The organism is Xanthomonas sp. SHU 199 (assembly GCF_000364665.1).
GTDB lineage: Bacteria > Pseudomonadota > Gammaproteobacteria > Xanthomonadales > Xanthomonadaceae > Xanthomonas_A > Xanthomonas_A sontii.
This window is the reverse complement of sequence record NZ_AQOI01000128.1, coordinates 1-5,882: the sequence shown is the minus strand read 5'-3', so window position 1 is coordinate 5,882 and position 5,882 is coordinate 1. Positions and strand designations below refer to the sequence as shown.

The 5,882-nt window shown below is 67.1% G+C and carries 7 protein-coding genes; 6 read left to right on the top strand and 1 reads right to left on the bottom strand.

Going from position 1 to position 5,882, the window contains the following annotated elements; all coding sequences use genetic code 11:
• The 6 genes from D183_RS0106020 to D183_RS0105995 form a co-directional block, all read left to right on the top strand.
• Positions 1-745, top strand: a 745-nt coding sequence (locus D183_RS0106020) for a lytic transglycosylase domain-containing protein (protein ID WP_017908209.1), incomplete at its 5' end; no start/stop codon positions are given.
• Positions 746-891: 146 nt separating this feature from the next.
• Entirely contained in the window at positions 892-1,521 is a 630-nt protein-coding gene (gene petA, locus D183_RS0106015; RefSeq protein ID WP_026143542.1) for a ubiquinol-cytochrome c reductase iron-sulfur subunit, read from the top strand.
• Between the two features lie 3 nt (positions 1,522-1,524).
• On the top strand, positions 1,525-2,787 hold the full coding sequence (locus D183_RS0106010) for a cytochrome b (protein ID WP_017908207.1): 1,263 nt from the start codon (positions 1,525-1,527) through the stop codon (positions 2,785-2,787).
• Positions 2,780-3,526 carry a cytochrome c1 gene (locus tag D183_RS0106005; protein ID WP_026144236.1) on the top strand — a complete coding sequence of 249 codons (747 nt, stop codon included), beginning with the start codon at positions 2,780-2,782 and terminating at the stop codon, positions 3,524-3,526. Before D183_RS0106010 ends, D183_RS0106005 begins: the two co-directional genes overlap by 8 nt.
• 170 nt (positions 3,527-3,696) lie before the next feature.
• A complete protein-coding gene (locus tag D183_RS0106000) occupies positions 3,697-4,332 on the top strand; it encodes a glutathione S-transferase N-terminal domain-containing protein (protein WP_010342124.1) in 636 nt (211 codons plus the stop codon).
• 73 nt (positions 4,333-4,405) lie between these two features.
• Complete coding sequence (locus tag D183_RS0105995) at positions 4,406-4,837, top strand: ClpXP protease specificity-enhancing factor (protein ID WP_017908205.1); 432 nt, start codon at positions 4,406-4,408, stop codon at positions 4,835-4,837.
• A gap of 259 nt (positions 4,838-5,096) precedes the next feature.
• On the opposite strand, the gene D183_RS0105990 is transcribed toward D183_RS0105995, so the two are convergent.
• The gene (locus D183_RS0105990; RefSeq protein WP_017908204.1) at positions 5,097-5,441 is read right to left on the bottom strand and encodes a DUF3301 domain-containing protein; all 345 of its coding nucleotides are present in this window, start codon (positions 5,439-5,441) and stop codon (positions 5,097-5,099) included.
• Positions 5,442-5,882: the final 441 nt, after the last annotated feature.

Genomic DNA, 5,882 nt, shown 5'->3' with positions numbered 1-5,882 from the left:
TAGCACCGAGCGGCCGCCCAGGCGCGGCGTTATCGCCAGCGCCGGCACCGTGGCGCCGGCCACCCTGATCAGCGCGCCGGTCGCCGCCCCGGCCCCGGTGACCGCCAACGCCGTGCCCAACCGGGTCGCCCCGGTGTCGCCCAGCAGCAGTGGCGCGCCGCGGCGTCTGGTCAGCGGTCAGCTGTATTCGTACATGAAGGACGGCGTGCGCCACTACACCAGTGCGCGTCCGACCCAGGTCGCCAATCTCGGCGCGGTGCGCACGATCCGCTACAGCTTCATGGAAACCTGCTACGCCTGCGCCAATCCGGGGGTCAACTTCGGTGCGGTGCGCCTGAACACCACCGCCTACCAGAGCGAGATCGCCGCCGCCGCGCGCGAGTACGGTGTCGACGAAGCGGTGGTGCGCGCCATCATCCACGCCGAGTCCGCCTACAACCCGACGGCCCTCAGCCGCGCCGGTGCGCAGGGGCTGATGCAGCTGATGCCGCCGACCGCGCGCCGCTTCGGCGTCAGCGATTCGTTTGATGCAGCGCAAAACATTCGCGGCGGCGTGCAGTACCTGGCGTGGCTGCTGAAGCGCTTCAACGGCAACCTCAGCCTGGCCGCGGCCGGCTACAACGCCGGCGAGGGCGCGGTAGACAAACACGGCGGGATCCCGCCGTACAGCGAGACCCAACGCTACGTGCAGCGGGTGGGCGTGCTCGCCGAGCGCTACCGCGGCGTGCTGGCGACCGCGCATTGAGCCGTCGTCGCGACCCGGCAGGAGGCGTTGCGCGTCCATTGTCGGCGCGTTAAGGGTTCCGCTACACTGCAGTGGATTCAGTGCGGCTCGACCCCCACCGAGCTGCTGGCAGCCTCACGCTACCCAATCACAGATCGGAGTGCCGGATGGCCAACGATGGGGTCAACGATTCTGTAAATGTAGGACGCCGCCGCTTTCTCACCGCCACCACGTCCGTCGTGGGCGCGGTCGGTGCGGGGTTCGTCGCGGTTCCTTTCATCAAGTCCTGGAATCCGAGCGCAAAGGCCAAGCTGGCCGGCGCGCCGGTCACCGCCGACATCAGCGCCCTGCAGGAAGGGCAGCGCCTGATCCTGGAATGGCGCGGCCAGCCGATCTGGATCGTCAAGCGCTCCAAGGCGATGCTCGATGCGTTGCCGTCGCTGGACAGCCGGCTCAAGGATCCGGAGTCCACCAACAAGGATCAGCAGCCGGACTACGTGCTGAAGAATCCGGAGTACCGCTCGATCAAGCCCGATGTCTCGGTGCTGGTCGGCCTGTGCACTCATCTGGGCTGCTCGCCGGAAATGGTCGCCGAGATCCGCCCCGAACCCTACGACCCCGACTGGAAGGGCGGCTATTTCTGCCCCTGCCACAAGTCGCGCTTCGACATGTCCGGCCGCGTGTTCCAGGGCGTGCCGGCGCCGATCAACCTGCTGGTGCCGCCGCACCACTACCAGGACGACAACACGCTGGTGATCGGCGTGGACCCGAGCGCGTCCGCGAAGGGAGGGGCGTAAGTCATGGCCGACAACATCCTCACCCGCACCGCGGGCAACGTGTTCGACTGGGTCAACGAGCGCGCTCCCGGGCTGATGCCGTTCTACCGCAAGCACGTCACCGAGTACTACGCGCCGAAGAACTTCAACCTCTGGTACTACTTCGGCTCGCTGGCGATGGTGGTGCTGGTCAACCAGATCGTCACCGGCATCTTCCTGACGATGCACTACAAGACCAGCGCGGCCGAGGCGTTCAACTCGGTCGAGTACATCATGCGCGACGTCGAGTGGGGCTGGCTGATCCGCTACATGCACTCCACCGGCGCCTCGCTGTTCTTCATCGTGGTGTACCTGCACATGTTCCGCGGGCTGATGTACGGCAGCTACAAGAAGCCGCGCGAGCTGGTGTGGATCCTGGGCATGCTGATCTACCTGGTGCTGATGGCCGAAGCCTTCATGGGCTACGTGTTGCCCTGGGGGCAGATGTCGTTCTGGGGCGCCAAGGTGATCATCTCGCTGTTCGGCGCGATCCCGGTGATCGGCAACGGCCTGACCGAGTGGATCATGGGCGATTACCTGCCGTCCGATGCCACCCTCAACCGCTTCTTCGCCCTGCACGTGATCGCCCTGCCGCTGGTGCTGCTGCTGCTGGTGGTGTTGCATCTGGGGGCGCTGCACGAGGTCGGTTCCAACAATCCCGACGGCGTGGAGATCAAGAAGGGGCCCAAGGGCAATCGCTGGAGCCCGAACAAGCCGGCCGACGGCATCCCGTTCCATCCGTACTACACGGTCAAGGACCTGGTCGGCGTCGGTTTCCTGCTGATGATCGGCGCTTTCATCATCTTCTTCGCGCCCGGCTTCGGCGGCCTGTTCCTGGAGCACGACAACTTCACCGAGGCCAACCGCCTGGTGACGCCGGAGCACATCAAGCCGGTCTGGTACTACACCCCGTACTACGCGATGTTGCGGGTGGTGCCGAACAAGCTCGGCGGCGTGCTGGTGATGTTCTCGGCCATCGCGATCCTGTTCCTGGTGCCGTGGCTGGATCGCGCCAAGGTCAAGTCGATCCGCTACCGCGGCTGGATCTCGCGGGTGATGCTGGGGATTCTTGCGGTGTGCTTCGTCTGGCTCGGCGTGATCGGTTCCGGCCCCGGCACCGAGATCATCGAGACCTACATCGGCCGCGTGCTGACCGTGCTGTATTTCGCCTTTTTCCTGACGATGCCGATATGGACCTCGCTGGATCGAACCAAGCCGGTGCCGGAGCGGGTGAGCAGCCATGACTAAGCGCCTGATCGCTGTGCTCGCCGGCGTCGCGTCGGCCTTGCTGCTGTCCGCCTCGGCCATGGCCGCCGAGGGTGCCGCCACCCTGCAGGCCGGCAACGACCTGGGCGACCGCGCCTCGCTGCAGCGCGGCGCCAAGCTGTTCATGAACTACTGTTCCGGCTGTCATTCGCTGAAGTACCTGCGCTACCAGCGCATGGCCGAGGATCTGGGCCTGAGCGAGGACGAGGTGATGCACAACCTCAACTTCACCGGGGCCAAGATCGGCGAACACATCGAGACGGCGATGCCGCACGATGCGGCGACCAAATGGTTCGGCAAGGCGCCGCCGGACCTGAGCCTGATCGCCCGCGTGCGCGGCACCGACTGGGTCTACACCTACCTCAAGTCGTTCTATCTCGACCAGTCGCGGCCGCTGGGCTGGAACAACAAGCTGTTCGCCAACGCCTCCATGCCCAATCCGCTGTGGGACCTGCAGGGCCTGCAGCAGCCGGTCTACGGCAAGGCCGAGCAGCCGGGCGTGGACAAGCCGGTGGAGCGGCTGCAACTGGCGACGCCGGGCAAGCAGAGCCCGGTCGAGTTCGACCAGACGGTGCGCGACATCAGCAATTTCCTCGAATACGCCGGCGAGCCGGCGGCGCTGAAGCGGCAGAACCTGGGCGTGTGGGTGGTGCTGTTCCTGGCGCTGCTGACCTTCCTGGCCTATCTGCTGAAGAAGGAATACTGGAAGGACGTGCATTGAGTCGCGGCCGTTTCGGCCGCGTCCCGGCTGCACCGTTGCTGAGCCGATCCCCTGTTCATCCTATTGGCTTTTGTGAGCGAGGGTTGCACACTCAGGGGCCGTGACGACCGTCCGCAATGTGCGGGCGGCGTCGATGCGGCCGGCGGATTCCGGCCGTCGGAGAGCCTTGAATGGCGGCGAGTTTGCGCATGCGAAATACCTTGACGTTGTTTTCCTCCACGGATGATGTCCTGTGCCACCGCGTCCGCCTGGTGCTCGCGGCCAAGGGCGTGACCTACGATTTCGTGGCGGTGGATCCGCAGAATCCGCCGGAAGACCTGATCGACCTGAATCCCTACCACTCGGTGCCGACCCTGGTCGAGCGCGAGCTGGTGCTGTACGCCGCCTCGGTGGTCAGCGAGTACCTGGACGAGCGCTATCCGCATCCGCCGCTGATGCCGGTCGATCCGCTTTCGCGCGCGCGCCTGCGCCTGGCGATGCTGCGCATCGAGCACGACTGGGTGCCGCAGGTGCAGGCGATCCAGCTCGGCAACAAGGCCCAGGCCGAAGCCGGGCGCAAGCGGCTGAAGGAGCTGCTGACCGCCTCGGTGCCGCTGTTCAAGGCCAGCAAGTTCTTCCTCAATCCGGAGATGAGCCTGGCCGACTGCGCGATGGCGCCGATCATCTGGCGCCTGCAGGCGCTGGACATCCCGCTGCCGAAGGACGGCAAGGCGATCGAGGATTACGGCAACCGCATCTTCCGCAATCCGGGGTTCATCCGCAGCCTGACCGATCAGGAAAAGAAACTGCGCGACCTGCCGGCATGATGCTGTCCGCCGCGCCGTCTCCATTGTCTTCCGAGCTGTACCGGCATTGCGCGCCGGCACGTAGAATGGGCGCATGAGCGACGACACTTCCCGCATGACCAGCCATCGCCCGTACCTGCTGCGGGCGCTGGTGGAATGGATCAACGACAACGGCATGACCCCGCACATCCTGGTGGATGCGGGTCTGCCCGGCGTGCAGGTGCCGCCGAGCGCGGTCAAGGACGGGCGGGTGGTGCTGAACATCGCCGAGCGCGCCGTGGTGCGTCTGCAGATCGACAACGACGGGGTCAGCTTCACCGCCCGCTTCGGTGGCGTCAGCTACCCGGTGCAGGTGCCGATGTCCGCAGTGCTGGCGGTCTATGCACGCGAAACCGGGCAGGGCATGGCGCTGCCGGACGACATCCACGGCGCCAGCGAGCCGCCGGGCGACGACACCCCGCCACCGCCGCGGCCGGGCGGTTCCGACGATGCCGGCAAGCGGCCGCGCCTGCGCGTGGTCAAGTAGCCGATGCGCGGCCTCGGTGGCCGCGCTTCACCCATCCAAGCGTTGGCGTTTCCGGTGCGCGCGCGCCGCGCGCCGCGTTGTTCCGTCGCAGGAGCGGCTTCATCCGCGGCGGGCTTACCGGTAACGCCCATCGCGGCTGAAGCCGCTCCTGCATTCGCCGTCCATTGCAGGTGGCATGCGCATCGCCCGCGCACTCAGCTTCGCTGTCGCCCGACACGCCGCACGCCATCGGTATCGGCGCGCGGCCGTGGTGCACGGCTCAGTCGCGCTGCGCGCGGGCTTCCTGCAGGCTGCTCACGCTGGCGACCGACGGCCCGGTGAACGCGATCAGCTGATCGCCGAGCAGCACCAGGCGTCCGCTGTGGCGGTCGGTGCCATCGTAGGAATAGTCGAAGCGGAAACTGCGCTCGAAGCCGAGCCAGCCGTTGGGCAGGCGCCGCAGGCGCAGGCCGGTGCCGTGCACGCTCTGGTCCAGCCACTGCACGTCGGCGGCCTTGCAGGCGTTGCGGCCGAGGATTTCGGCGCGTTCGGCGGCCGCACGCGAGGCGTTCCAGAACGCGAACACCGCGGCGCCGGCGATCATCAACAGGATCAGGCTGGGCATGGCGCCACTGTAGCGAGGCGCTGGTGGGTGGGCAATCGGGCTGGGATTGAGGATTCGGGAATGGGGATTTGCGAGAGCTGCGCCTCGCGCGCTGCTCGCAGATGTCTTGGAGCGAGATGCAGCGGCTGACGGACGCCTCCGGTCCCCGCCATGGTCCTGAGCGAGGCACCTGCATGCATTGATGACGCGCGGTGTGCGTCCACCGGACTCCCGGTGTTGAGAGGCGCCCTGGTGTTGCGATTGGACGAATACGCCTTAGCGCTGTGGCTGTGACTGCGGTTCGGTCTTGGGTGCCTGGTTGCCGGTGGGCGCGGTGGGGTGCGGCGCTACTGGTGTCGCGCTGGGTATGGGGGATGCCGCCGCCGGCGTGTTCGGGCCGGTGGGTGGTGCGGGCGGTGCCGGCGGGGCGGCGGGCGTGCCGGGGACCGCACTGGCCGCGGG

Excerpts from the sequence above, each read along its gene's own strand:
- D183_RS0106000 (WP_010342124.1), top strand. The coding sequence starts at position 3,697 with ATGGCGGCGAGTTTGCGCATGCGAAATACCTTGACGTTGTTTTCCTCC.
- D183_RS0106005 (WP_026144236.1), top strand. The coding sequence starts at position 2,780 with ATGACTAAGCGCCTGATCGCTGTGCTCGCCGGCGTCGCGTCGGCCTTG.
- petA (WP_026143542.1), top strand. The coding sequence starts at position 892 with ATGGCCAACGATGGGGTCAACGATTCTGTAAATGTAGGACGCCGCCGC.
- D183_RS0105990 (WP_017908204.1), bottom strand. The coding sequence starts at position 5,441 with ATGCCCAGCCTGATCCTGTTGATGATCGCCGGCGCCGCGGTGTTCGCG.
- D183_RS0106010 (WP_017908207.1), top strand. The coding sequence starts at position 1,525 with ATGGCCGACAACATCCTCACCCGCACCGCGGGCAACGTGTTCGACTGG.
- D183_RS0105995 (WP_017908205.1), top strand. The coding sequence starts at position 4,406 with ATGAGCGACGACACTTCCCGCATGACCAGCCATCGCCCGTACCTGCTG.